The sequence below is a fragment of the Curtobacterium sp. ISL-83 genome (assembly GCF_018613895.1).
GTDB lineage: Bacteria > Actinomycetota > Actinomycetes > Actinomycetales > Microbacteriaceae > Curtobacterium.
This window is the reverse complement of sequence record NZ_JAGGPH010000007.1, coordinates 687172-710401: the sequence shown is the minus strand read 5'-3', so window position 1 is coordinate 710401 and position 23230 is coordinate 687172. Positions and strand designations below refer to the sequence as shown.

22 protein-coding genes are annotated in these 23230 nt (G+C 71.8%); 10 read left to right on the top strand and 12 right to left on the bottom strand.

What is annotated here, in order from left to right; all coding sequences use genetic code 11:
• Positions 1-4: 4 nt before the first annotated feature.
• From J7E22_RS07845 to mnhG, 6 genes are read left to right on the top strand one after another with little or no spacing between them, the layout of a single operon-like run.
• Positions 5-2959 carry a Na+/H+ antiporter subunit A gene (locus J7E22_RS07845; RefSeq protein WP_214980467.1) on the top strand — a complete coding sequence of 985 codons (2955 nt, stop codon included), beginning with the start codon at positions 5-7 and terminating at the stop codon, positions 2957-2959.
• Positions 2956-3417, top strand: coding sequence for a Na(+)/H(+) antiporter subunit C (locus J7E22_RS07840; protein ID WP_214980466.1), 462 nt, complete (start codon positions 2956-2958; stop codon positions 3415-3417). The genes J7E22_RS07845 and J7E22_RS07840 overlap by 4 nt, the downstream gene beginning before the upstream one ends.
• Positions 3414-5108, top strand: coding sequence for a Na+/H+ antiporter subunit D (locus J7E22_RS07835; RefSeq protein WP_214980464.1), 1695 nt, complete (start codon positions 3414-3416; stop codon positions 5106-5108). Before J7E22_RS07840 ends, J7E22_RS07835 begins: the two co-directional genes overlap by 4 nt.
• On the top strand, positions 5105-5728 hold the full coding sequence (locus J7E22_RS07830) for a Na+/H+ antiporter subunit E (protein WP_214980462.1): 624 nt from the start codon (positions 5105-5107) through the stop codon (positions 5726-5728). The genes J7E22_RS07835 and J7E22_RS07830 overlap by 4 nt, the downstream gene beginning before the upstream one ends.
• A 17-nt stretch (positions 5729-5745) precedes the next feature.
• A complete protein-coding gene (locus tag J7E22_RS07825) occupies positions 5746-6111 on the top strand; it encodes a sodium:proton antiporter (protein WP_214980460.1) in 366 nt (121 codons plus the stop codon).
• Positions 6108-6461, top strand: coding sequence for a monovalent cation/H(+) antiporter subunit G (mnhG, locus tag J7E22_RS07820; protein WP_214980458.1), 354 nt, complete (start codon positions 6108-6110; stop codon positions 6459-6461). Before J7E22_RS07825 ends, mnhG begins: the two co-directional genes overlap by 4 nt.
• Before the next feature lie 367 nt (positions 6462-6828).
• Here the strand turns inward: mnhG and J7E22_RS07815 are convergent, their stop codons facing one another.
• On the bottom strand, positions 6829-8052 hold the full coding sequence (locus J7E22_RS07815) for an MFS transporter (protein ID WP_214980456.1): 1224 nt from the start codon (positions 8050-8052) through the stop codon (positions 6829-6831).
• 207 nt (positions 8053-8259) lie between these two features.
• Between J7E22_RS07815 and J7E22_RS07810 the strand changes: the two genes are divergently transcribed.
• Both J7E22_RS07810 and soxR read left to right on the top strand, forming a co-directional pair.
• Positions 8260-9294, top strand: a complete 1035-nt coding sequence (locus J7E22_RS07810; RefSeq protein WP_214980454.1) for an aldo/keto reductase — start codon at positions 8260-8262, stop codon at positions 9292-9294.
• A 53-nt stretch (positions 9295-9347) separates the two neighbouring features.
• Positions 9348-9836 (top strand): redox-sensitive transcriptional activator SoxR, encoded by a 489-nt coding sequence (gene soxR, locus J7E22_RS07805; protein ID WP_214980446.1) that lies wholly within the window; start codon positions 9348-9350, stop codon positions 9834-9836.
• A gap of 42 nt (positions 9837-9878) precedes the next feature.
• Here soxR and J7E22_RS07800 read toward each other — a convergent pair whose 3' ends face one another.
• The 3 genes from J7E22_RS07800 to J7E22_RS07790 form a co-directional block, all read right to left on the bottom strand.
• Complete coding sequence (locus J7E22_RS07800) at positions 9879-10607, bottom strand: phosphatase PAP2 family protein (protein WP_214980444.1); 729 nt, start codon at positions 10605-10607, stop codon at positions 9879-9881.
• A 77-nt stretch (positions 10608-10684) separates the two neighbouring features.
• Positions 10685-11332, bottom strand: a complete 648-nt coding sequence (gene pcp / locus J7E22_RS07795) for a pyroglutamyl-peptidase I (protein ID WP_214980437.1) — start codon at positions 11330-11332, stop codon at positions 10685-10687.
• Positions 11333-11428: 96 nt separating this feature from the next.
• On the bottom strand, positions 11429-12112 hold the full coding sequence (locus tag J7E22_RS07790; protein WP_214980434.1) for an SDR family NAD(P)-dependent oxidoreductase: 684 nt from the start codon (positions 12110-12112) through the stop codon (positions 11429-11431).
• Between the two features lie 101 nt (positions 12113-12213).
• Here J7E22_RS07790 and J7E22_RS18170 point away from each other — a divergent pair, with 101 nt between their 5' ends.
• The gene (locus J7E22_RS18170; RefSeq protein ID WP_214980427.1) at positions 12214-13062 is read left to right on the top strand and encodes a helix-turn-helix transcriptional regulator; all 849 of its coding nucleotides are present in this window, start codon (positions 12214-12216) and stop codon (positions 13060-13062) included.
• 10 nt (positions 13063-13072) lie between these two features.
• Here J7E22_RS18170 and J7E22_RS07780 read toward each other — a convergent pair whose 3' ends face one another.
• Together J7E22_RS07780 and J7E22_RS07775 are read right to left on the bottom strand one after the other, a co-directional pair.
• A complete protein-coding gene (locus tag J7E22_RS07780) occupies positions 13073-13369 on the bottom strand; it encodes a Dabb family protein (RefSeq protein WP_214980425.1) in 297 nt (98 codons plus the stop codon).
• 116 nt (positions 13370-13485) lie between these two features.
• Positions 13486-14373, bottom strand: a complete 888-nt coding sequence (locus tag J7E22_RS07775; protein ID WP_214980422.1) for an SDR family oxidoreductase — start codon at positions 14371-14373, stop codon at positions 13486-13488.
• A gap of 260 nt (positions 14374-14633) precedes the next feature.
• Here J7E22_RS07775 and J7E22_RS07770 point away from each other — a divergent pair, with 260 nt between their 5' ends.
• Complete coding sequence (locus J7E22_RS07770) at positions 14634-16139, top strand: GAF domain-containing serine/threonine-protein kinase (protein WP_214980420.1); 1506 nt, start codon at positions 14634-14636, stop codon at positions 16137-16139.
• On the opposite strand, the gene J7E22_RS07765 is transcribed toward J7E22_RS07770, so the two are convergent.
• The 6 genes from J7E22_RS07765 to J7E22_RS07740 form a co-directional block, all read right to left on the bottom strand.
• A complete protein-coding gene (locus J7E22_RS07765; RefSeq protein WP_214980413.1) occupies positions 16133-16402 on the bottom strand; it encodes a hypothetical protein in 270 nt (89 codons plus the stop codon). The two genes, J7E22_RS07770 and J7E22_RS07765, sit on opposite strands and share 7 nt — an antisense overlap.
• 95 nt (positions 16403-16497) lie before the next feature.
• Entirely contained in the window at positions 16498-17442 is a 945-nt protein-coding gene (locus J7E22_RS07760; protein ID WP_308159176.1) for an ROK family protein, read from the bottom strand.
• Positions 17439-19238, bottom strand: coding sequence for an ABC transporter ATP-binding protein (locus J7E22_RS07755; protein ID WP_214980411.1), 1800 nt, complete (start codon positions 19236-19238; stop codon positions 17439-17441). Before J7E22_RS07755 ends, J7E22_RS07760 begins: the two co-directional genes overlap by 4 nt.
• The gene (locus tag J7E22_RS07750; RefSeq protein WP_214980409.1) at positions 19238-20131 is read right to left on the bottom strand and encodes an ABC transporter permease; all 894 of its coding nucleotides are present in this window, start codon (positions 20129-20131) and stop codon (positions 19238-19240) included. Before J7E22_RS07750 ends, J7E22_RS07755 begins: the two co-directional genes overlap by 1 nt.
• Positions 20132-20186: 55 nt before the next feature.
• On the bottom strand, positions 20187-21146 hold the full coding sequence (locus J7E22_RS07745; RefSeq protein ID WP_214980407.1) for an ABC transporter permease: 960 nt from the start codon (positions 21144-21146) through the stop codon (positions 20187-20189).
• Positions 21147-21244: 98 nt separating this feature from the next.
• Positions 21245-23041 (bottom strand): peptide ABC transporter substrate-binding protein, encoded by a 1797-nt coding sequence (locus tag J7E22_RS07740; RefSeq protein WP_214980405.1) that lies wholly within the window; start codon positions 23039-23041, stop codon positions 21245-21247.
• Between the last annotated feature and the right edge of the window lie 189 nt (positions 23042-23230).

Here is a 23230-nt window from a genome sequence, read left to right as displayed (position 1 = left end):
CCCGTTGGTCACCGTCCTCGTCGCGTTCGCGATCGTCGCCCTCGTCGTCCCCGCCCTGACGCCCCTGCTCGGGCGCCGGGTCTTCTTCGTCGCCGCCCTGGCGCCGGCGGCCGCAGCGGTGGTCACGATCGCCCAGAGCGGCGCGGCGCTGCACGGGGGCGTCACCGAGCGGTCCGGATGGGTCCCGCAGCTGGACCTCGTGATCGCGCTGCGGATGGACGCGCTGTCCTGGGTGCTCGCGCTCGTGGTGTCGATCGTCGGCGCGCTCGTGCTGGTCTACTGCGCGTCCTACTTCGCACCCGGGGAACCCGGGACCGGCCGGTTCGCCGGGGTCCTGACCGCCTTCGCCGGGTCGATGTACGGCCTGGTCGTCGCGGACGACGTCATCGTGCTCTTCGTCCTGTGGGAGGCCACCACCGTCTTCTCGTACCTGCTCATCGGGCACGACGCGGCCAAACGGGCGAGCCGGGCCGCGGCGATGCAGGCCCTCGTGGTCACGACGGCGGGTGGGTTGGCGATGCTCGCCGGGCTCGTGCTGCTGTCGGTGCGGGCCGGCACGACCTCGTTGTCCGGGATCATCGCGGCCGCGCCGGCACTGATCGACCAGCCGGGTCCGCTCGTCTCGGTGTCCGTCGTCCTGGTCCTCCTCGGTGCCCTGACCAAGTCCGCGATCGTGCCGTTCCACTTCTGGCTACCCGCCGCGATGGCCGCGCCCACGCCGGTCAGTGCGTACCTGCACGCCGCGGCCATGGTGAAGGCCGGCATCTACCTCGTCGCCCGGCTCGCCCCCGCGTTCGCCCTGCTCGGCGGCTGGCGCGAGACGGTCACCGTGCTCGGGGTGCTCGGCATGCTGATCGGTGGGTACCGGGCACTCCGACAGACCGACCTGAAGCTCCTGCTCGCGTACGGGACCGTCGCACAGCTCGGGTTCCTGGTGCTCGCCGCCGGATGGGGCACCCCGGAGATCGCCCTCGGCGGTGTGGTGCTGCTCGTGGCCCACGCGACGTTCAAGTCCACGCTGTTCCTGGTCGTCGGGGCGATCGACCACGTGACCGGCACCCGCGACCTCGGTCGGTTGAGCGGCCTGGGACGGCGGATGCCCTGGCTCGCGGTGGTCGCCGCCCTCGCGCTCGTCTCGATGGCCGGGATCCCCCCGACGATCGGGTTCGTCGCGAAGGAGGCCGTGCTCACCGGGTTCCTGGAGGCCCTGCACGGTCCGGACGCCGGGTGGGCCTGGTTCGCGCTCGTCGGTGTCACGATCGGGTCGGTCCTGACCGTGGCGTACTCGCTCCGGTTCTTCTGGGGAGCCTTCGCCCAGAAGCCCGGGGCGGAGCAGACGGAACCGCACGCACTGCACGGGCTCGGCGTCGTGCCCACGCTGCTGGCCCTCACCGGGCTGGCCCTCGGGCTCCTCACGCCCCTCGTCGCACACGGTCTGGAACCCGCGGCGCGCGCCGCAGCCATCCCGGGCGGCGAGGTCCCGCACCTGGCGCTCTGGCACGGCCTCGAGCCGGCCCTCGGGCTGTCCGCGCTGACGCTGGCGGGCGGTCTCGCACTGTTCGCCCTGCGGCGTCCCGTGGAAGCCCTGCAGCACCGGTTCGCGGGCTCCCCGAGCGCCTCCGGCACGTACCGCCGCATCATGCGGGGGCTCGACCGGGTGGCCACGGGGCTGACCGCCGGCGTGCAGCGCGGGTCCCTCCCGTACTACCTCACCGTGATCCTGTCGGTGTTCGTCGCCGGCGCACTCGCGAACCTGGTGCTCGGCGGCCCGTGGTCGTTCCGCGTGCGCTTCGCCGACTCGTGGGGCCAGGTCCCCGTGATGCTCGTGATGTCCGTCGCCGCGATCGCCGTGCTGACCGCGAAGACCCGGTTCGCGGCCGCGGTGCTCGTCGGGGTGACCGGGTACGGCATCTCGGTGCTGTTCGTCCTGCACGGCGCCGTCGACCTCGCCCTGACGCAGCTCGTCGTCGAGACCGTGACGCTCATCGCCTTCGTGCTCGTGCTCCGCCGGCTCCCCCCACGGATCGCCACCGCGAACCCGTCACGCTTCCGGGTGGTGCGCGCGCTGTTCGCCGGGCTCGCGGGCCTCACCCTGGCGGTCGTGGTCATCGTCGCTGCCTCCGCCCGGACCGCTCGTCAACTGTGGCTGGACCTGCCCGCGCTGACCAAGTCCTTCGGGCACGGACTCAACGTCGTGAACGTCGCCCTGGTGGACCTCCGCGGGTGGGACACCCTCGGCGAGCTGACCGTCGTCGTGGCCGCGGCCACGGGCGTCGCGAGCCTGATCTTCGTGAACTCCCGTGAGGACACGCTCCCCCGCCTCCGGGACATGCGCGACCGCGTGCCGAACGAGCGCGCGGACGGCGAACCCCGCGCCTGGCTCCCCACGAGTGCCGCGATCCCGACGGGCCGCTCGGCCCTCCTCGACGTCGTCGTCCGACTGCTCTTCCACGGGCTCATCGTGCTGTCCGTGTACCTGCTGTTCGCCGGCCACAACGCGGTCGGGGGCGGGTTCGCCGGCGGCCTCGTCGCGGGCATCGCCCTCGCCGCCCGCTACCTGGCCGGCGGACCGGCGGAACTCGGTGCCGCCGCACCGGTCCGGGCCGGGCGGCTGCTCGGACTCGGTGTCGCGATCGCGGCGATCACCGCGATCGTCCCGATGTCCTTCGGCCGCGAAGCCCTGTACTCCGAGTTCTTCGAGGCGACGGTTCCGGTGCTCGGACACGTCGAGTTCGTCACCGCGACGTTCTTCGACATCGGCGTCTACCTCGTGGTCATCGGCCTGGTGCTCGACGTCCTCCGGAGCCTCGGCGCCGAGGTCGACCGCCAGCGGACGGAGGACGCCACGGTCCCGGTCCGCGACACCACGGAACCCGACCACGCGGACGACGGGACGGACCTGCGTGACGCGGGCCGTGCCTCCAGTCCGGGCCGGGCGACCGGAGGGAGCCCCGCATGACCGTCACCCTGGTCCTCGTCATCGCCATGGCGGTGCTGTTCTCGTGCGGGGTCTACCTGCTGCTCGAACGCTCGCTCACCCGGATGCTCCTGGGGGTCCTGCTCCTCGGGAACGCCCTCAACCTGCTGCTCCTGACGATGTCGGGGGCGGCGGGGAAGCCCCCGATCGGTGGGTCGTCAGCGGGCATCACGGACCCGCTGCCACAGGCGTTCGCCCTCACCGCGATCGTGATCACCTTCGCGGTGAGCGCGTTCCTGCTCGCCCTGATCCACCGATCGTGGAAGCTGTCGCGCGCGGACGAGGTCGAGGTCGACGAGGCCGACGCCGCGATCGGTCGGCAGCGCGACGACCCCGACGACCCCGACGATGACCCCGAGGCGGGCTTCGACCCGACCTCCCCCGAGGACGCCGACGACCCGCACGAGAGCCGCACGCAGCAGGAAGGAGCGCCACGATGACCTGGCTCGTCCCGCTCCTGGTGCTCGTGCCGGTCCTCGGTGCCGGTGCCGCCCTCGGACTCCTGCAGCACCAGAAGCTGCAGCGCGCGATCACCGTCGCCGTGCTCGTCGTGGCGCTCGCCGTCGCTGCGACCCTGATGGTGCTCGTCGACCGGCACGGGACGATCGTCGTCCAGGTCGGCGGCTGGGACGCCCCGTACGGCATCTCGCTCGTGGTGGATCGGCTGAGCGCACTGCTCGCGACCGTCAGCGCGAGCGTGCTCCTGCTCGTCCTGCTGTTCTCGATCGGGCAGGGCCTGGCCGCTGACGACGGCGAAGCGCCCGTCACGATCTTCTCCCCGACGTACCTCGTGCTGGCCGCCGGCGTCCTGGACTCGTTCGTCGCCGGCGACCTGTTCAACCTGTACGTCGCGTTCGAGATGCTCCTGGTGGCGAGCTACGTGCTCATCACCCTGGGTGGCAGCGAACAACGGGTGCGCGCCGGGACCACGTACATCGTGACGAGCCTGATCGCGTCGGCGATCTTCCTCGCCGCCATCGGGCTCGTCTACGGCGCGACCGGCACCGTGAACATCGCGCAGCTGTCCGAACGCGTCGCCGCCCTGCCGGAACACGTGCAGCTGCTCCTGCACACCATGCTGCTGATCGGGTTCGGCATCAAGGCCGCGGTGTTCCCGCTGGCGTTCTGGCTGCCCGACTCCTACCCGACCGCGCCCGCGCCGGTCACAGCCGTGTTCGCCGGTCTGCTGACGAAGGTCGGCATCTACGCGATCATCCGACTCGAGACGGTGGTCTTCCCCGGCCCGCAGCTCAACGACGTCCTGCTCGTGGTCGCGGTCCTGACGATGGTGGTCGGCGTGCTCGGCGCGGTGTCCCAGACGGACGTGAAACGACTGCTGTCCTTCACGCTCATCAGCCACATCGGGTTCATGGTCATGGGCATCGGGCTCGGCAGCGTCGCGGGCACCGCCGCGGCGGTCTTCTACACGGTGCACCACATCGTCGTGCAGACCACCCTGTTCCTGGTCTCGGGCCTCATGGAACGTCTCGGCGGCACGACGTCCACGCGATCGCTCGGTGGGTTGCTCAAGGCCGCGCCACTGCTGGCCGCGCTGTACCTGGTGCCCGCGTTCAACCTGGGCGGGATCCCGCCGTTCTCCGGGTTCATCGGCAAGCTCGGGCTGTTCCGCGCCGCCGCCGAGGACGGCTCCCCCCTGGCGTACGTCACGATCGGTGCCGGGGTCGTCACGTCGCTGCTCACCCTGTACGCGCTCATGCGGGTGTGGGACGCCGCGTTCTGGCGGCCGAAGGCCGCGGCGGAAGCGGCTGCGCCGCACGTCGCGGTCGCGGAGCCGGCGGCGCACCTGCGGGCGCCGGAACCGGCGGCCGTCCCGGTGCCTGAGGGCTCGGGGACGCAGGGCTCGGTGCCGGGAGGCTCGGTGACCGCCACCGACGCGGCGGACGTGCGCCGTCCCTCCCGTCCGGCGACCGTCGCTGCCGGTGCTGCCGGCGCCGCACCAGCCACGGCGCGGCTGCCCCGGATGCTCGTCGGGGTCACGACCGTCGCGGTGCTCGGATCCGTGGCGCTCACCGTCGTGGCCGGTCCGCTCTACGGGTACGCCACACGCGCTGCCCGGTCGCTCGAGTCGCCCGACCAGTACGTGCAGGCCGTCCTCGGAGGCCGGCCATGAGCCCCCGGTCCGGGTCCCGACCCCGTTCGCGCGCGCCTCGGGACGACACCCGGCGGATCACGAAGGCACGCCGCATCGCGGTCGCCTGGCGCTACGACGTCCCGCTCGTGGCCGGGCTGACGGTGCTCTGGGCGCTGCTCTGGGGATCGTGGACCCCGCTCACGCTGCTGTGCGGCGTCGTGGTGGCGCTCCTCGTCACCCAGCTGCTGCCGCTCCCGCCCGTGCCGCTGTCCGCGCGGTTCTCGGTCGTGCACTTCCTGCACTTCCTGACGGTGTGGTCCTGGCTGGTCGTCGTCGCCTCGTTCCGGGTGGCCTGGGTCGCGTTCCGGCCCCGAGGGGTGCGACGGAGCTCCATCACGCTCGTGCAGCTCCACTCGACGTCCGAGATGACCTTCACCCTGGCCACCCTCGCGATCTCGCTCGTGCCGGGGTCGTACGTCGCCGACGTCGACCTCCGCCGTCGTCGGTTGCTGCTGCACGTGCTGGACACCGAACGCGTCTCCCAGGTGGCCGACGCGCGGCAGGAGGCACTCGGCATCGAGGCGCTCGTGATCCGTGCACTCGGGTCGAAGCAGGACGTCTCGGAGCTGTCCGAACCCCTGCCGGCGGTGGTCCGGTGAGCGCCGCGGTGGTCGTCATGGCGATCGGGGTCCTCCTGGTCCTGGCGCTGCTCGGGGGCGCGCTCGCGCTCGCGGTGTGGCGGATCGTCCGCGGCCCGACGATCCTCGACCGGATGATCGGGTCGGACATGGTGCTGACGACGGTCCTGGTGGTGATCGCGGCGGCGATGGTGATCCGCCGGGACCTCACGGCGTTGCCCGTGTTGGTGGTGATCGCGGCGACGAGTGTGTTCGCCACGGTGGCGGTGGCACGGGCGGTCACGCCGTCGTCGGACCCGTCGGACGACGGACTCGGTGCCGCGAAGGTCGGCACCGATGTCGACGCCCGCACCGATGCCGCCGCTGATGCGGACGCCACCGTCGACGAAGGAGGCACACCGTGATCGTGCTCATCGAGTCGTTCCTCGCCGAGGCCGGGATCCGCGCCTGGATCGCCCTCGCGCTGCTCCTGATCGGGTCCGGGCTGTCGCTCGGAGCGGGGATCGGGATCGTCCGGTTCCCCGACCCGCTCGTCCGGCTGCACGCGATGGCGAAGCCGCAGGTGCTCGGCCTGGCGTTCGCGCTCGCTGCCGTGGTCGTCGCGGTGTGGACCTGGGCGGCGCTCTGGATGGTCGTGCCGGTCATGGTGTTCCAGCTGTTCCTGGTGCCGGTTGCGACGCACATGATCGCCCGGGCCGGTCTGCGGTCGGGCGACTACCGGCACGAGGACCTGCTCGTCGACGACACCGAGTAGCGATCGGTGGCCGGGCAGCCGGGCAGCGGGGTGGCCGGGCGGCCGGGCGGCCGGGTGGTCGGGCGGCCGGCAGCGAGGCGCCCCTCGACGCCCTCGCGTTCGGCGCGTTCGCATGATCCGACCGAGCACCAGACGATCGACACGTGGATCGGTGCACCATGCCCACGCATCCGGTGCGTGCGCATGGTGCGACGAAGCACGAGTCGATCGACGAGCGCATCGGCGAAACATGCACACGCATCGACGCAGAGCGGGCCGGCCGGACGCCGAGCGGGCCGCGCGCCCGCAGCCGGCAGCGCCGGCCGCACCAGCGCGACCCCCGCCGGGCGGGAGGTGCGTGGCGGGGCGGCACCGCGCCTCCCGGCCGTCAGCGGGTCGCGGCGCGACGCTCCATCACCAGGTTCGCCACCGCGGCGAGCACGACGACCGCCGCCGACAGCGCGGGGAACAGCATCGCGGTCGGCGTTCCGGCGCGCTCCGCGACGTCACCGACCACGGCCGACGCCAGCGACTGCCCGACGATCACGGCGGAACCCAGGATCGTCATCGTCGTCGCCGACCGACCCACCGGCGAGCGAGCGGACCCGAGCGAGTACTGCGTCACGAGCGTCGGACCGATCCCGAACCCCAGGACGGCGAGGACGATCCCGACCGCGAGCACCGAGTCCGCCAGCGCGAAGGCGACGGACCCGCCGAGCAGCACCAGACCGAACACGAGCCACCGCCACCCGAGTCCGAACGCCCGCGGGAACAGGGCGGACCCGAGTGCCAACCCGGCCGATCCGAAGCCCATCAGGCCGTAGAGCAGCCCCGCCTGCGACGACTCACCGTGCACCTCCATGAACGCGGTCAACGAGGTCAACGTCGACCCGAAGAACAGCCCGACCCCGAGGATCCCGACGACGACCACCACGAGTCGGGGGTCGAGCAGCTGCCGGGCGGGTGCCTGCGCAGCCTCGGTGGCACCGCGGACCACGAGCTTGCCGGTCGGGTGCAACGCGAACGCGGTCACGAACACGAAGGTCAGGGCGGACGCGCCGGCGACCGCCACCCACGGCGCGATCGCGGTCGCCAGCAGCCCGACCAGGAACGGTCCGACGATGAACACGACCTCGTCGGCGGCGGACTCGTAGGCCATCGTGCCGCCGAGGACCTTCTCGCGGCGGTCGGGCGCCATGCGCTGCCGCACGATCGCGACCAACCGGGTGCGGGACATCGGGGCGACCTGCGGCGCGGACGCGCCGATCAGGAACGACATCGCCAGGACGGCGAGGTCCGGAGCGGTGCCCTGGACGACGAACGGGAACGCCCCGAGCAGCGCCGCGTTCGCCAGGCCGACGGGGACGAGCACGGCACGTTGGCCGAACCGGTCGGCAGCGGCGCCGACCATGGGGCCGAAGATCGCGGACCCGATCCCGACGAACGCCGAGTTGACCCCGCCCAGGGCGACAGAGTCACGGGAGGCGACGACGAGCGTCAGGACCCCGACGACCATCATCGCGAAGGGGAGCCGCGCGATCAACGCGATCGGGAAGTACCAGCGGCCGGTGTGGGAGACCAGCGAGACGTCGGACGGTCGTGCGTGGAGCATGGGGTGTGCCTTCTCGGCCCGGCCCGGTTCAGCGGAGGCGGACCCATCGGGTGCCGCCGTTGTTCCGCCGGGGTGCCGGCGGCCGGTAGATACACACTGCGTGTTGTGAACTGCCCGTCCAGGGTAGCAAGGGGCGGACGGGAGGCGCGGGTAACGCCGCGTCACCGAGCAACCGTCCCGGGGTGGTCGCCACCTATGGTGGCGCGCATGGAACAGCGACGAACCGGGCGCACGGGAGCGCCCGTCAGCGCGCTGACGCTCGGGACGCGGGCCCTCGCGACGGTGGCCGAGCGGGACCTCGACGAGGCCTCGCGGCTGGTGCTCGACGCGCTCGGGCGGGGGATCACGGCCGTCGACGTGTCCGACGCGCACGGGGCGGGCCTCGCGGAGACGGCGGTCGGTCGGGCGCTCGACGGTCACCGTGACGACGTGTTCGTGTCCGTGCGGTTCGGCGACCCCGTCGACCACGACCCGGCGCACCGGGGGAACGGCCGGCGCTGGATGTTCCGCGCGGTCGAACGGAGCCTCGAGCGCCTGGGGACGGACGTCATCGACCTGTACCAGCCCGCGCACCCGGACCCGGCGACGTCGCTCGACGAGACCCTCGACGCGTTGGCGGACCTCGTCGCGCAGGGCAAGATCCGCGCGTTCGGTATCCCGGGGTTCCCCGCCGAGGAGCTCGTGGAGGCGCAGTGGCTGCGCTCGGGAGCGAAGAGCGCCTCGGCGACGCACGTGCCGTACTCGATCCTGACCCGCACCGCGGAGCGCACCGTGCTGCCCGTGGCGCGGCGGTTCGGCCTCGGCGTGCTCGCGGGTGCGCCGCTCGCCGGTGGGTGGTTGGCCGGCGCGTACCGGAGCGGAGCGGTCCAGCCGCGGTCGTCCGGAGCGCTCGACGACCCGGCCGGCTTCGACCTGGGGTCGGCCCGGAACCGCCGGAAGCTGGAGGTCACCGATCGGCTGGGGCGCCTCGCCGACGACGCCGGGATCACCCTGCTGGAACTCTCGGTCGGGTTCGCGCTGACCCACCCCGACGTGTCGTCCGTGGTGGTCGGGCCGCGCACCGTGTCGCACGTCGACGCCTACGTGCAGGCGGCGGAGGTCGTGTTGGACGACGACCTGCTCGACGCCGTCGACGCGGTCGTCCCGCCGGGGACGCACGTGCTCGAACGGGACACCGGGTTCCCGCTGCCCGCGCTCACGCGAGAGCGCCTCCGGGGCGGGCGGCGCGTCGGGGTCTCCTGACCGGTCCTCCACAGCCGGCTGGCCGACCGGCCCCCGGTCGTAGGATCTCGACCATGGTGGAGATCCCGGACCCGAAGCCGACCGATCTGCTGCCGATCGGCGAGATCGTGCGCCGCACCGGGGTCGCCGCGTCGGCCCTGCACTTCTACGAGCGCAAGGGCCTCATCCGCCCGGAGCGCACGACGGGCGGCACCCGGCTCTACCCCCGGCACGTCGAGCGCCGCATCGCGATCATCCAGGTGGCGAAACGTCTCGGGATCCCGTTGAGCGAGGTCGCGGAGCAGTTCGCGGCGCTCCCGGCCGACCGGATGCCGTCGCTGCGGGACTGGGACCGGCTCGGTGAGCGCTGGCGTGCTCGGCTGCAGGCTCGGCAACGCGAACTCGAGCGGCTGCAGCGCGAGATGAACCAGTGCATCGGGTGCGGCTGCGTGTCACTGAACGCCTGCCTGGTGATGAACCCGGGCGACGCACTCGGCGACGAGGGACACGGGGCGCGGCGACTGCTGCCGATCGAGGACGAGCTCACGGACGCGGTGGACTGACGCGGGCGGGGGTCGCTGTGCTGCGAGCCGCGGCGCACGCGCTCAGGAGCGGACGGCGCGCCTCCCGGTGGCGTCGGGGCGCAGGAACGGGATCTTCGGCATCAGCCAGTCGACCCACACCACCCGCACGCCCGGCGCGATCGCGGCCGCCCACAGGATCGAGGCGAGCGCGTCCGTCGGGTAGTGCACGGCGTCGATCGTCACGGCGAAGAACACGACCACGATCACGATGACCCCGAGGGTCCGCGCGAGCCGGTGCCAGCGGGTGTCACGGAGCAACCACACCAGGGCGATCACGAACACGGTGATGTAGACGGTGTGGCCGCTCGGGTACCCGGGGTCGGGCTGCACCGGGAAGGGGTGCGGCAGGACGTGCACATCCGGACGCGCGCGGTGCACGATCTCCTTGACGACCGCGGAGGGCAGCCAGGTGATCGCGATCGTGCCGGCGAACGCCGCGGCAGGCCGGATGTCACGTCCACGCCACCAGATCACCGCGGTGACGACGACGGTGATGCCGATCGCCGGCGCGGGGCTGATCACGTGGTAGACCGCGCTGGAGAACGCACCGAGCGCGCCCGTGTGCAGCCCGTTCAACGCCTTGGCGAGCCCGAGGTCGACCGTTCCGAGCGTGAACCCGACCAGCGTGATGACGATGACCGCAGCGATGGCGATCGCCACCGAAGCCAACGGATGGGTACTCGGGATGAGGATCCCGTTGACGTCGGCGGTCCGCCGGTTCGGGCGGAGCGGTTCAGGAGCGGCGGTCATCTGACCATGCTCGCAGGCTCGGCCCGGTGCTGAGCGCGATTTGTGCGCGAAACCCTCGGAGATCGTTCAGCGGACGCCTAGTGCTCCGCACCGCCCTGCTCGACGAGGTCCGGTCCGCCGTCGAGCGATTCGTGCACGACGACGCGCAACGCCGCGACGATCTGGTCGAGCGGGAGCGTCGGTCCGTCGAACCCGAGCTCCGGGGTCGCGGGCACGTGGACGAACCCGGCGCGGAACCCGTCACGCGCAGCCGATGCCATGAGTTCGTAGAACACCTGGTTGCAGGTGAACGTGCCGGCGGTGTTCGACACGGCGGCCGGGACGCCGGCGTCGCGGATCCCCCGCACGATGCGCTTGACCGGCAGGGTCGAGAAGAACGCCGCCGGCCCCTCCGGGTCGATCGGCTCGTCGACCGGCTGGGCGCCCGCGTTGTCCGGGATCCGTGCGTCCTGCACGTTGATCGCGACCCGCTCGGGCGTGACCGCGGAACGGCCGGACGCGAGTCCGGTGCCGATGACGACGTCCGGGTGGTGCTCCTGCAGGAGGGCGGCGAGACGCGCACGCTCCTCGGCGAACACGACGGGCAGGCACGCGACGACCAGGTTCGCGGGGCCGTCCCAGGTCGCGGCGAGCTGCTGCACCGCGTCCCACGACGGGTTGCGCGAGTCCTCACCGAACGGCTCGAATCCGGTGAGCAGGACGGTGGGTTCGGTCGCGGGGGCCATCACTCGATCGTAGGCCGGTGCGCCTGGTGCGCCGACGGACGGGAGGCGCGTGGCGGGCGGCCACGCGCCTCCCGTCCGTCGGTGGGCGACGCGGGATCACCAGCCCAGCGGGGCACCGTCCTCCAGGAGGACGCCGGTCGGCCCCTCCGGGCCGGCGGAGGCCGCCGCCACGACGGTGGCGGCGCTCACCTCGACGGGGCGACCGTGCGGGTTCTCGACGCCGCCGAACTCGGTCGCGGTGTAACCCGGCTCGACCGCGACCACGTGGATCTCCGGCAGTGCCCGGGCGTACTGGACGGTGAGCATCGACACGGCCGCCTTGCTCGCGCCGTACACGATCGCCTCGTACTGCGACGCCGGCTTGTCCGGGTCGTGGTTCGCCGCGAAGGACCCGAGGGCGCTCGAGATGTTCACGATGACCGGGTTGGCGGAACGCCGGAGCAGGGGCGCGGCGGCCTCGGTCGTCCGGACGATGCTGACCGCGTTCGTGTCGAACACGTGCAGCGCCTCGGGGCCGTTCCGGGCGAGCAGCCCGATCCCGGCGTTGTTCACCAGCACGTCGAGCCCGCCGTCGGCCTCGATCGTGGCGATGGCCGCGGCGACCGACGCGTCATCGGTCACGTCGAGCTGGACGGAGCGCGCACCGATCTCGGCGGCGACCCGGGTGCCCTGCTCGGCGTCCCGCGCACCCACGTAGACGGTGTGCCCGGCCTGGACGAGCTGGCGGGCGGTTTCCTTGCCGAGGCCGCGAGTGGCCCCGGTCACGAGTGTCGTTGTCATGGGCACAGCCTGTTCCCGTGCCGCTCCCGCACCCAGTCGTCCCGTCGTCGTAGGACTGGCGGACCCAGGACAGCCACCGCCGTCGGACGCACACTGGTGTCGTGGAGCACACCGAGTTCGGCCGGACCCTGCGGCGACTGCGCGACCACGTCGCGCCGACCGTCGTCGGGATCACCCCCGGCACCCGACGGCGGGCGACCGGACTCCGCCGCGAGGAACTCGCCGCGCTCGCCGGCATCTCGGCCGACTACCTCACCCGCCTCGAGCAGGGGCGGTCGACCTCGCCGTCCGCCCAGGTCGTCGAGGCGCTCGTGCGGTCGCTCCGCGTCGGCGACGTCGATCGGGAGCTGCTCTACCGGCTCGCCGGACACGCGGTGCCGGGAGCAGACGTGGTGCCGTCCCGCATCCCGCCGAGCCTGCAGCGGCTGCTCGACCGGCTGGCGGACACCCCCGTCGCCGTGCTCGACGCAGCCGGGACGATCCTGGTCGCCAACGCCCCCTACGACGCGCTGATGGGTCCCGTCGCGGCACTGCGCGGCCACGAGCGGAACACCGCGTGGCGGCACCTGGTCGGCCCGGGCAGCCGTGCGGTGCACACACCGGAGGAGCAGACGGCGTTCGAAGCGTCCGTCGTCGCGGCCCTCCGTCTGACCACCCTCCGGTACCCGCGGGATCGTCAGCTCCGGCAGCTCGTCCGGGACCTCCGCGACGCCAGCCCACGCTTCGTCGCGCTCTGGGACGCCGGGACGCTCGTGCCGCCCCGGGAGACCAGCCGGCGGAAGGTGGTCGACCACCCCGTCGTGGGACGGATCACGCTGGACTGCGACACGCTGCAGGTCACGACGGACGACTTGACCGTGCTCGCCTACACCGCCGACCCCGGGTCATCGGACGCCGAGCGGCTCGCGCTCGCCGTCGTCCTCGGGTCGCAGTCGCTCCGGGAGCAGTAGCCCCGAGCCTTCAGTCGTCGATGTCGAACACGACCACGCGAGCGCCGGCGTCCCCGATGAAGGTGGCGACGGGCTGGTGCTCCGGGTGCGGTAGGTACGCCTCGAGCGCTGCTCGGTCACGGAAGCGCACGACGAGCATCCAGTCGAAGCCGTCCTCGAGCCCCTCGGTGCTCACGCTGCGGCCCGATCGGACCGACTCGACGCCCTCGATCAGCGGGAGGTGCTGCCGCACGACCGCGTCGGCCGCGTCGGCTCGGTCCGCGCCGTCCCGCCACTGGACGAGCACGACATGGGTGGTTCCGGACACGGGTGCCTCCTCGCGTGGCCGTCCCGGGTGGCCGGCTCGCGTCCCAGCGTGCCACGACGACGGACGGGAGGCGCGGTGCCAGCTGGCACCGCGCCTCCCGTCCGTCACGGCGCACGTCAGAACGCCGGGGTGCCACCGGCGATCGTGATGGTGGAACCGGACTGGTAGCTCGACTCCGGGCTCACCAGGTGCACGTACGCGGCGGCGAGCTCCGCGGGCTGCCCCGGGCGCCCGAACGGGGACGTCTCACCGAAGTGCGACACCGTCTCGGCGTCGTCGGAGCCGGGCTGCAGCGGCGTCCACACCGGACCCGGCGCGACCGAGTTCACGCGGATGCCCTTCGGGGCGAGCTGCTGGGCGACGGCCTCGGTGAAGAGCTTGATCGCCCCCTTGGACACGGCGTAGTCGATCTTGTCCGCCGACGGCGTGCTGGCCTGGATCGACCCGGTGGTGACGATCGTCGATCCGGGCTCCAGGTGCGGCACGGCCGCCTTCGTCAGCCAGAACAGGGAGTAGATGTTCGTCTTGAACGTCGAGTCGAACATCGACGTGTCGAGCGTCAGGATGTCCTCGTTGCTGTCCATGCGCCCCGCGACCATCACGAGGGTGTCCAGGCCACCGAACTCGTCGACGGCCTTCTGGACCAGGTCCGCGCAGTACTGCTCGTCGGAGATGTCACCGGGGAACAGCACCGCCCGGCGCCCCTCGGACTCGAGGAGGTCGCGGACCTCCTCGGCGTCCTGCTGCTCGTCGGGCAGGTAGGACAGCACCAGGTCGGCGCCCTCTCGGGAGAGCGCGATCGCTGCGGCACGCCCGATCCCGGAGTCCGCTCCGGTGACGACACCGCGGTAGCCGGTCAGGCGGTCCTTCCCGACGTAGCTCTGCTCGCCGTGGTCCGGCTTGGGGTCCATCTTCCAGGCCGCCCCGGGCAGGGACTGCTCCTGCTCGGGGAACGGCGGCTTCGGGTACATGGTGTTCGGGTCACGCTTGTCGTACTGGCTCATCGGCCCACTGTGCTCGGCATCGGTTTGCCGTCGGTACAGTCCAGGGAACGGGTTCCCTTGCCCGTCGAACGCCCCCGGCTGAGCCGGAGAACGACGATCACCCGCATTCCCGACCACCGGCTCAGCCAGAGGACGAACTCCGACCGCGCCACCGGCCCCGGGGATGCGAAGATGCATCGTCGCCTCTGCATGTCGAGCGACTGAGCCCACCGATCGACTCGGCCACCGAGCGACTCGGCCGACCCGAGAACGAGGCATGGATGGTCCCGCCAGAGGAACCCTCGCTGCTCGCCGACCGTTACCGGCTCGAAGCCGTGATCGGGCAGGGCGGCATGGCCGTCGTCCACCGGGCGTGGGACCAGACGCTCGACCGACCGGTCGCCGTGAAGGTCTTCCACCCGGGTCTCGTCGACATCGCGCGACAGGAAGCGGAACAGGGCGTCCTGGCGTCCCTCGAACACCACAACCTGGTGAGCCTGCTCGACGCCGGGGTGGTCCGCGATGCCAACGGCCGTCCGCAGCGGTTCATCGTGATGTCCCTGGTCACCGGCCTGAACCTCGAGGACCGGCTGTCCGGCGGTCCGCTCGCGTCCCGGCACATCGCCGAGGTCGGCTACGACATGGCCGAGGCCCTCGACTACATCCACGCCCGCGGCGTCGTGCACCGGGACCTCAAGCCGTCGAACATCCTGCTCGTCGACTACGGGAACGGGTCCGACCGTGCCCGTGCGCGGCTCACCGACTTCGGCATCGCGTTGGCCGAGGGCGTCGAGCGGCTGACCGCGGACGGCGTGACGACCGGTACCGCTGCGTACCTCAGCCCCGAGCAGGCCCGCGGTGCCGAGGTCGGGCCGCCGAGCGACGTGTACTCGCTCGGGCTGGTGCTGCTCCAGTGCTTCACCCGGCGCCGGGAGTTCCCGGGCTCGCTCGTCGAGTCCGCGGTCGCTCGACTCTCGCGTGACCCTGTCGTGCCAGAGCCGCTCCCCGCGCACTGGCAGCACGCCCTGCGTGCGATGACCGCCCGGGAGCCCGGTGACCGACCGGCCGGTGCGGCACTCGTGGCGATGCTGCGGGACGTCGTGATCACGGAGACGGCTGCGGGGGCAGGACTGACCGCGGGCAGCGGCGCTGCGGGTGCGTCGTCGACCCTGGCCGACGGTGCTGCCGGTCCCGCGACGGGTGGTGTCTCCGGCCCCGCCGGTACGGCCGGTGCTGGCGGTGCTGCCGGTGCTGGCGGTCCGATGTCCGGAGCCGTCTCGACCTCGGGAGGCGTCCCGCACTCCGCGTCGCTCGACGAACTGCCGGACGAGGCCCTGCAGCGCGCGACCAGCATGGCCGCGCGGTTGTTCGACGCACCGATCGCCCTGATCGAGGTCATCGACGAGGACCGGGAGTGGTCGCACTCGTTCATCGCCGAGGGCGTCGACGAGTCCGCGCGGAGCATCACCTTCCGCAACGGGTTCGCGCCGGTCCCCGTCCCCGTCGTGATCCCGGACGGCTCGACGCACCCCGAGATGCGGAACAGCCCGCTCGTGACGGGGCCGCTCGGCGTCCGCTTCTACGCCAGCGTGCCGCTGGTCCGACACGACGGTGCCACGATCGGGACCCTCGCGGTGCTGGACTCGCGGCCCCGGCAGGCGACCGAGGCGGACCTGGCGAACCTGCGCGACCTGGCCGCGCTGGCCGTCACGCAGCTGGAGCTCCGGCAGGAATCGCTCCGCACGACGAGCGACTCGTTGCAGGTGCACCCGCCGACGGGTCACTGACCCGCAGGTGGCTCCCGCCGCTCGGCCTGCCGCCGAGCCCAGAACAGCCACGAGAACCCCACGGCGAGGCCGAGCGCGAGCGTCATCGCCAGGCCGGTCATCGCCCAGGACTCGAACCGATGAGCGCGGTCGGACCCGGGCACTGAGGTCCGGCTGACCTGGTCGAGCACGAGTGACACGCACAGCAGTGCCCCCACGGCCGACACCGACACGATCTTCCACGCCGTGACAGCACCTCGCCCAGGCACGGTGATCACTCGCACGACGTCCTCCTCCACCCAGCTCGTCTCCCGGTGCGACCATCCTGCAACTGGTACATCAGTGTGACAATGCCTGTTCTGCAGGGCGGTGCTCGCGGTCACACCGCCACGTCGGCCCCCACCACCAGGTCCCGCACCCGCGCTGCTGCACCGAGCGCCACCGCGTCGGACCCGAGCGTCGACTGCGCCAGTCGGATGGGCGCCCCGCTCACCGGGGGTTCCGCCGCGATCGCAGCCGTGATGGCGGGCTCGAGCAGGTCCCACGACCGCGCGATCCCACCGCCGATCACGACCGTCGTCACGTCGAGGATCCCGGCCGTCAGGAGCGCCGCTCGTGCCAACCCCCACCCGGCCGTCCCGAACACGTCCGCGGCATCGGGGTCGCCAGCACGTGCGGCATCGGCGACCTCGTGGGCCGTCGCCCGGCGTCCGGAGCGTTCCGCGTACCGGTCCGCGATGCCCCGCGCCCCCGCGATGGTCTCGAGGTGTCCGACCTGGCCGCACGTGCACAGCGCGTCACCGAACCCGGGCACGTGGCCGATCTCGCCGGCAGCACCGCGTGGTCCTGCGAACAGGTGCCCGCCGAGGACGAGCGCACCGCCGACGCCGGTCCCGAGGGTCATCCCGAGCACGTCGCACTCCCCCGCGACCGCGCCGGCGGCGACCTCGCCGAGCAGGAACGCGTTCACGTCGTTGTCGAGCGTCGCGGGGACCCCGAGCGCCGCACGGATCGCGTCGGTCACGCCGTACCCGGCCCAGCCGGTGAACGAGTTGCCCGTGACGAGCACGGTCCCGGTGGTCGCGTCGACCACGCCGGCGGCGCCGACTCCGACCCCCGCCAAGGAGGCCCGGTGCCGGTCGAGCAGGTCCGTCACCGCGGCCACGGCCGCCGTCACGATCGCGGCCCCGCCCGCGTGCGCAGGGGTCGGGAGGTCGATCCGGTCGATGACCTCGAGCTCGGGCGTGGTCAGGACGACCTTGGTGTTCGTCCCGCCGACGTCGACGCCCGCGACCACGGTGCGCTGCCCGGTGAGTGCACTCACGCGTCCACCGCCGCGAGGGTCGCGAGCCGCTCGGTCCGCCGCTGTCGTTGCAGGATCGGGTCCGGCACCGGCACGGCTGCGAGCAGGCGTCGCGTGTAGTCGGTCGTCGGGTGCAGGAGCGTCGTGCCCGTCGTGCCTTGTTCCACGACGACACCCTGGCGCATCACGACCACCCGTTCGGCGAAGTGCTGCACCACGGCCAGGTCGTGCGACACGAACAGGCACGCGAAGCCGAGCTCGCCCTGGAGCTCGGTGAGGACCTCGAGTACGGCCTCCTGGACGCTCACGTCGAGCGCCGAGGTCGGTTCGTCGGCGACGAGCAACCGCGGTTCGAGGACGAGTGCGCGGGCGAGGGACACGCGCTGCCGCTGCCCACCGGAGAGCTCCCGGGGTGCCCGCGAGGCGAGTGCCCGGGGCAGCCGCACCGCGTCGAGGACCTCGTCGACCCGTCGCCGGCGGTCGCTGGACGACGTTCCGCGACGGTGCACGGCGAGGGGTTCGGCGATGCACTCGCCCACCGACATGCGGGCGTCGAGGGACGCCACCGGGTCCTGGAGCACGACCCCGATGCCGGATCGGAGGCTGCGCCGGTCGCGTCCGCGTGCACGCCGGAGATCGGTGCCGAACAGGTGCACGCTGCCGGACGTCGGCGCGATCAGCCCCAGCGCGACGCGGGCGGCGGTGGACTTGCCCGAGCCGGACTCGCCGACCAGGCCGACCGTCTCGCCCGCGTGCACGACGACGTCGATCCCGGCGAGGGCGTGCACGGCGCGCGCCCCGCGCCCGAACGTCACCGAGACGTCCCGCAGGTCGACCACCGGGGCCGCACCGGGCCTCCCGGCCGCACCGGCCGCACCCGCCGACACGCCTCCGTCACCGTGAGACGCCGCGCTCTCGTCGAGACGCACCGGAATCTCGCGGCGCCTCGCTGACTCGGCCGTGTCTCCCCCTGACGCCTCCGTCTCACCGGTGGTTCCGGCCACCGAAACGCCGCCGTCTCGAACGGACGCCGCCGTCTCGAGCCGCGGCACCGCCGCCAGCAGCCGCTTCGTGTACTCGTGCTCGGGGCGGAGCAGGACGTCCTCCACCGAGCCCGTCTCGACGATCTCGCCCTGCAGCATCACCGCGACGCGATCCGCGAAGTCCGCGACGACGCCCATGTTGTGCGTCACGAGCAGGACCCCCGTGCCGGTGTCCGCCGCGAGCTTCCGCAGCAGCTCGAGGATCTCGGCCTGCACCGTCACGTCGAGCGCGGTCGTCGGCTCGTCGGCGATCAGGAGCTTGGGAGCGTTCGCGATCGCCATCGCGATGACCACGCGTTGGCGTTGGCCTCCCGACAGCTGGAACGGGAACGACCGCGCGCGCTGCGACGGGGTCGGGATGCCCACACGGGCCAGCAGCTCGACAGCCTGCTCGGCGGCGTCCGCCGCGCTGACGGAGCGGTGGTTCCGGATGACCTCGGCGATCTGGTCCCCGACGCGCGTCAGGGGGTCGAGGGCGGTCGCCGGCTCCTGGAACACCATCGAGACGGTGCTGCCGCGGAGCCCCCGGAGCGCGGACTCGGCGGCTCCGACGACCTCGTGGCCGTCGACGATCGCGCTGCCCGTCGCGGTGGCGTTGCCCGACAGCAGCCCCATCGCGGCGAGCGCCACGGTGGACTTGCCCGAGCCGGACTCGCCGACGAGCGCCAGGGTCTCGCCGGCCGCGACGGTCAGGGACACACCCCGGACGGCGGGGACGGGCCCGGACTCGGTGGTGAAGGTGACCCCGAGGTCGGTGGTCTGCAGGATGGACATCAGCGGCCCCTCACGTCGAAGGCGTCCCGGAGTCCGTCGCCCACCGCGTTGAAGGCGCAGACGACGAGGATCACGGCGAGACCCGGCGGCACGATGAGCCACCAGTGTCCCGAGTAGGCGGCGGTGAGTCCCGCCGAGAGCATGCCGCCCCAGTCCGTGGCCGGGGCCTGGACACCGAGCCCCAGGTAGGAGACGTAGGCGACGAGCAGGATCGCGTCGGCGACCTGGAACGTCGCGGCGACGACGATCGTCGACACCGAGTTCGGCAGCAGGTGCTTGCCGATCGCGCGCGCGTGGGATCCGCCGATCGCACGCAGGGTGAGGACGTAGTCGCGGTTCTTCAGCGTCAGGGTCTCGGCACGGATCAAGCGGGAGGGCACGAGCCACGACACGAACCCGAGGATCACGATGAGCCCTCCGACGCCGGGGGTGGTGATCGCCGAGATGACGAGCAGGATGAACAGCGCCGGGATGGCGATGCCGGCGTCGACGATGCGCATCATCACCGCGTCGACCCAACCGCCGACGTAGCCGGCGATCGATCCCCAGAGCGTGCCGACGACGGTGGCGAGGACACCCGCCGCGATGCCGACCATGAGCGAGACCTTGCCGCCGTACATCAGGCGGCCGAGGACGTCGTGGCCGACGGCGTCGGTGCCGAGCAGGTGCGCACCGCTCGGGCCGAGGTTCGCCTGGGACAGCTGCGTGTGCGTCTGGTCGGTCGGGTACAGGAACGGTCCGACGAAGCAGAACAGCACGATCACGACGATGACGACGAGGCCGATCACCGCGAGCGTGTTGTGCCGGAACCGGCGGGCGGCCAGGCGGTAGCCGGTGGCGGCGGCGGTCACCGGTGCGCCCGGGGCTTCCGGGGCGAGTTGGACGGTGGTCATGCGCGGCCCGCCTTCACGTCGGAGGTGGATGCAGTGTCGATCTGGGATGCCATCGTCATGCGCGGCCTGCCTTCACTCGCGGGTCGATCAAGGACTGCGCCACGTCGGCGAGCAGCGTGCCGATGACGGTCGCGATGGAGATCACCAGCACGCACCCGAGCAGCGTCGGGTAGTCCGACGTCTGCGCCGCGTTCCAGAACAGGAGCCCCATGCCGGGGTAGTTGAACAGCTGCTCGGTCACGAGCGCCCCGCCGAACAGGACGGGCAGGTAGTACCCGAGCATCGCGACGACCGGGGTGAGCGAGTTCCGGAACACGTGCCGCCGCAGGATCGTCGCGGTCGAGGCGCCACCGGCCCGGGCGGTGCGGACGTAGTCCTCCTGCAGGTTCTCGAGCGTGGAGGCCCGCATGTACCGGCTGAACACCGCGATCATCGCGAGCGCCCCGGTCACGACCGGCAGCACGAGTCCGGCGGGGTCCTGGAACACCTCGGCGAGGGTCGTGCCGCTCGGCGCCTGCGACGGCAGCCACGGCAGCTGCTGGCTGAACACGATGATCAGGATGAGCCCGAGGAAGAACGCGGGCGTCGAGTAGAAGACGAACGCCAGGGCGGTGGCGGCGTAGTCGACCGCTCCGTTGCGACGGGCCGCCTGCCGCATGCCGACGGGGATCGCGATGACGAGCCCGATGACGGCGGACATCCCGGTCAGGACGAGCGTCTTCGGGAGGCGCTCGGCGATGAGCTGCGAGACCGGCTCGTTGAGCGTGTACGAGGTCCCGAGGTCACCGCTGAGCAGCCGTCCGAGGAACCGCAGGTACTGCACGGGCAGCGGCTGGTCGAGCCCCTGAGCCTGGTTGAACGCGGTGATCTGCGCCGGTGTCGCCGAGACGCCGAGCACGCCGCGGGCCGGTCCGCCGGGCAGGGCGTGCAGCAGGCAGAACACGACGATCGTGACGATGAGGATCACCGCGACGGCCTGGAGCACCCGCCGGGTGAGGTAGAGAGCTGTGGTCATGCTGCTTCCGTCGTCGGGATGGTGGAGATGGGACGGACGGGAGGCGCGATGCGCGTCGGACCCGCGCCGCGCCTCCAGTCCGTGGTCGCGTCAGCGGCTCACTTGCTCCACTTCCACTGCGCGGGGTGGAAGTTCGCGAGCGAGTCCTGCTCGAACCCGGTCAGCCCCTGCTTGACGACCGAGATCTGGTAGTCCGGGCTGGGCAGCCAGATGACGGGCAGGTCCTTCGCGACCGCTGCGCTGTAGTCCTGCACCGCGGTGGCGTTGGTCGAGGTCGTCGTCGCGTCGATGAGCGCGTCGACCTGCTTGTTCGAGTAGCTGCCGAAGTTCGCCGAACCGGCGGTCGAGAACAGCGACTCACCCGTCGGGTAGGCCGGGAAGTACCAGCTGCCCGCGGTGCCGAAGAACGACAGGTCCCAGTCGCAGCTGGCCTCGGTCGACTTGCAGGTCGGGGTCTGCGACAGGACGCTCGAGACCGGGGCGGTCTTGATCGTGAAGCCGATGCCGGTCTTGGCGAGCGAGGACTGGATCGCGCTCATCATGTTGTCGGTCACGGACGAGCCGGACTGCGACAGGACGCCCATGGTGAACTTCGTGCCCTGCTTGACGCCCTCACCGCACTGGCTGGCGGACGTCCCCGGGTCGGTGCAGACCATCGTGCCGCCCTGCTCGGCCCAGCCGTGGCTGGTGAGCAGCGCCTTCGCCTTCTTCGTGCTGAACGGGTACGGGTTGCCCTTCTGCACGTCCGAGACGTAGTCGGACGCCTGGGCCTGCGGGATCGGACCGTAGGTCGACGTGGCGGTGCCGTTGAAGACCACCTTGGACAGGCTGGTCTGGTCGATCGACATCTGGACGGCCTGACGGGCGTACAGCTGCTTGAAGACGGCACCCATCGTGGGGTTGTTGAAGTTGTACGGCATGTACGTGATCGCCCACCCGGTCCACGGCTTGACGTCGTACCCCTTCTGCGTGAACGACGACTTCTGGTCCATGTCGGTCGCGTTGATGTACCCGTAGTCGACCTCGCCGGAGCGGACCGCGTTGACCTCGGCGTCGGCGGTCGTGAACGGCAGCAGGTTCACCGTCGCGATGGACGGCTTCTCACCGCCGTCGTACTTCGTGTTGGCCGTCAGGGTGACCTTGCCCGCCGTCGTGAAGGTCTTCACACCGTAGGGGCCGGAGATGGTCTTCCACAGGTCGTCGGTGGCGTACGTCGAGATCTTGCCCGCGGCGGTGTTGAGGTACTTCCACACCTGCTTCGCGCCGGCGGTCGTCTCGTCGGCGTCGGAGACCGTCGCGCTGGCACCGGTCTTGTCCCAGGCGTGCTGCGGCAGCGGGATGATGTGGCTCAGCTGGTTGGCGAGCATCCAGTCGGCGTTGTAGGACTTGTCGAACGTGATCGTGAAGTGCGTGGCGTCGTCGGCCTTGAACGACGTCCAGTTGTCCGGCGCCTTGCCCTCGGAGTAGGACCCCCACTGGTCCTTGTTCGCCTTGATGAGGTTGAACCAGAACTGCACGTCGCGGCTGGTGATCGGCTTGCCGTCGGACCAGTGCCGGTCCCCCAGCGTGACGGTGACGCTCTTGCCGTCGGCGGCGAACTTCGCGTCGGTCGCGACCGAGCCGGCCTTGTTCCAGGCGATCTTGCCCGTGGAGCCGTCGTACGCGACGAGGGGCTCGTACAGCGACTGTGCGATCGAGCCGTTGTTCGTGTTCAGGTGCGCGGCGGTGCCGATCGGCAGGATCCAGTTCGGCGTGAAGTTCGCGGGGAGGGCGTAGTTGAGCTCGTCGGACTTCGTGTTCGAGGTGGCGTTGCCGCCGCCGGAACAGCCGGCGAGCAGGGCGCTCACCGCGAGCGCTGCTCCGGTGAGGAGGGCCCAGCGACGGGGCTTGGTCATGACGGTGTCTCCTTGTGCGTGGAGTGCGGGGGTCTCGGGGGGGGTGGAGCACGAGGTGTGCCGATCGGCACGGGGACAGTCAAGGACCAAAGCCGTTGGAAAAACAAACATCCCCGTGTAAAAACTGTGTTACTGCCGATCGAACGAAAGGCGTCTCGGCTGCTGCATGCCCGTAGGCTCGGCGGAGAC

What these genes read in the sequence shown, in the direction of transcription:
- J7E22_RS07775 (WP_214980422.1), bottom strand. Translation starts at nt 14,373, where the DNA reads ATGAGCCAGTACGACAAGCGTGACCCGAACACCATGTACCCGAAGCCG.
- soxR (WP_214980446.1), top strand. Translation starts at nt 9,348, where the DNA reads ATGGTGGAGATCCCGGACCCGAAGCCGACCGATCTGCTGCCGATCGGC.
- J7E22_RS07740 (WP_214980405.1), bottom strand. Translation starts at nt 23,041, where the DNA reads ATGACCAAGCCCCGTCGCTGGGCCCTCCTCACCGGAGCAGCGCTCGCG.
- J7E22_RS07770 (WP_214980420.1), top strand. Translation starts at nt 14,634, where the DNA reads ATGGTCCCGCCAGAGGAACCCTCGCTGCTCGCCGACCGTTACCGGCTC.
- J7E22_RS07830 (WP_214980462.1), top strand. Translation starts at nt 5,105, where the DNA reads ATGAGCCCCCGGTCCGGGTCCCGACCCCGTTCGCGCGCGCCTCGGGAC.
- J7E22_RS07750 (WP_214980409.1), bottom strand. Translation starts at nt 20,131, where the DNA reads ATGACCACCGTCCAACTCGCCCCGGAAGCCCCGGGCGCACCGGTGACC.
- J7E22_RS07810 (WP_214980454.1), top strand. Translation starts at nt 8,260, where the DNA reads ATGGAACAGCGACGAACCGGGCGCACGGGAGCGCCCGTCAGCGCGCTG.
- J7E22_RS07840 (WP_214980466.1), top strand. Translation starts at nt 2,956, where the DNA reads ATGACCGTCACCCTGGTCCTCGTCATCGCCATGGCGGTGCTGTTCTCG.
- J7E22_RS07800 (WP_214980444.1), bottom strand. Translation starts at nt 10,607, where the DNA reads ATGACCGCCGCTCCTGAACCGCTCCGCCCGAACCGGCGGACCGCCGAC.
- J7E22_RS07815 (WP_214980456.1), bottom strand. Translation starts at nt 8,052, where the DNA reads ATGCTCCACGCACGACCGTCCGACGTCTCGCTGGTCTCCCACACCGGC.
- J7E22_RS07745 (WP_214980407.1), bottom strand. Translation starts at nt 21,146, where the DNA reads ATGACCACAGCTCTCTACCTCACCCGGCGGGTGCTCCAGGCCGTCGCG.
- J7E22_RS07790 (WP_214980434.1), bottom strand. Translation starts at nt 12,112, where the DNA reads ATGACAACGACACTCGTGACCGGGGCCACTCGCGGCCTCGGCAAGGAA.
- pcp (WP_214980437.1), bottom strand. Translation starts at nt 11,332, where the DNA reads ATGGCCCCCGCGACCGAACCCACCGTCCTGCTCACCGGATTCGAGCCG.
- J7E22_RS07755 (WP_214980411.1), bottom strand. Translation starts at nt 19,238, where the DNA reads ATGTCCATCCTGCAGACCACCGACCTCGGGGTCACCTTCACCACCGAG.
- J7E22_RS07835 (WP_214980464.1), top strand. Translation starts at nt 3,414, where the DNA reads ATGACCTGGCTCGTCCCGCTCCTGGTGCTCGTGCCGGTCCTCGGTGCC.
- J7E22_RS07825 (WP_214980460.1), top strand. Translation starts at nt 5,746, where the DNA reads ATGGCGATCGGGGTCCTCCTGGTCCTGGCGCTGCTCGGGGGCGCGCTC.